1 protein-coding gene is annotated in these 1,256 nt (G+C 67.3%); it reads right to left on the reverse strand.

Translation table 11 applies throughout. The features are described 5' to 3' along the window. Nucleotides 1–416 precede the first annotated feature (416 nt). Nucleotides 417–1,163, reverse strand: a complete 747-nt coding sequence (locus AC1D12_RS33585; protein WP_477845413.1) for an ABC transporter ATP-binding protein — start codon at nt 1,161–1,163, stop codon at nt 417–419. Nucleotides 1,164–1,256: the final 93 nt, after the last annotated feature.

The following is a 1,256-nucleotide window of genomic DNA, read 5'->3' on the forward strand; positions in this document are numbered from 1 at the left end:
GCATCGCCAAACTCCCGCCACTCACTTCGTTCGTTGTGGTCAAACAGTGSCGATGAGTCAGTCYACGAAGCGCGCTGGCGCGCGCCAYCCCCRAARCCGATCTTCTCCGTCGCCTCAGAARTCGCCCCCAGCCCATCCCCTCACCCGCCGCGCMGAACCAGTCGCTCTGGTTGGGGGGAAAAGATTGAAGTGATCGACGAGCATGCGAGCGCCCGCACGCTTCGTCGGTCACTTCAGTCTTTTTCCCCTCACACAGCACGGTGGTGGCGGCAAAGGCGCGGGTGGGGAGGCTGTGGAGCGCCAATAGGGACGGGCCATGAAACCAGTCAGCGGAGGGGAGTCTTCGCCCCCCAGGGGGCGAAGACCGCACCGGCCGGCGAGCCACAGCCTCCCCACCCGCGCCTTTGCAAGCGCGGTCACCCACCAAGATACGCATCCAGCACCTCACGATTCGCACGAATCTCGTCCGGCGTGCCCACAGCCAGCACCGAGCCTTCGACCATCACCATGATGCGGTGACACAGGTCCATCACGAAATCCATGTTGTGCTCGATCACGATGAAGCTGCCACCGCGCTCCCGGTTGAGCTCCTTCAGCAGCACGCTGATGCCACCGACCAGGCTCGGGTTGACCCCCGCACACGGTTCGTCGAGCAGCACCAGGTCGGGCTCGCTCATGAAGGCCATCGCGATGTCGACCAGCTTCTGCTGCCCGTAGCTCAGCTCACCCGCCTTCTGCTGCGCGACGTGGCCGATGCGGAACTTCTCGATCAGCGCATCGGCCTGGTCGCCGAGCCCCGAGTCGCCCGGCGCGAACAGCCGGCCCGCCATGCTGCCGCGGTGCTCCTGCGCTGCCACCAGCAGGTTGTCGCGCACGCTCATGCGGCCGAACACCTGCAGCGTCTGGAACGTGCGCCCCACGCCACGCCGGCTCAGCTGCAACGGCGACAGGCCGGTGATGTCCCGCCCCTTCAGTTCGACCCTGCCGCCATCAGGCCGGATCTGCCCCAGCACGCTGTTGAACATCGTCGTCTTGCCCGAGCCGTTCGGGCCGATCACGCCGAAGATCTCGCCCGGCATCACCTCGAACGACACGCCGGCCACCGCGACGATCGCGCCATACGACTTGCGCAGCCCGCTCACCTTCAGCAGCGGTGCGCTCATGGCTGAGCCCCGATCGCTGCCGCCGATGCGGCCCGCGCCGCCGAGGCCTCGCGCGCTATGCGCCGCGCCCGCAGCCGCTCCGGAATGCTCAGC

It is taken from the genome of Rhizobacter sp. P1_G5, from assembly GCF_056405435.1.

Coding starts and splice junctions, on each gene's coding strand:
- AC1D12_RS33585 (WP_477845413.1), bottom strand. CDS start 1,163: ATGAGCGCACCGCTGCTGAAGGTGAGCGGGCTGCGCAAGTCGTATGGC.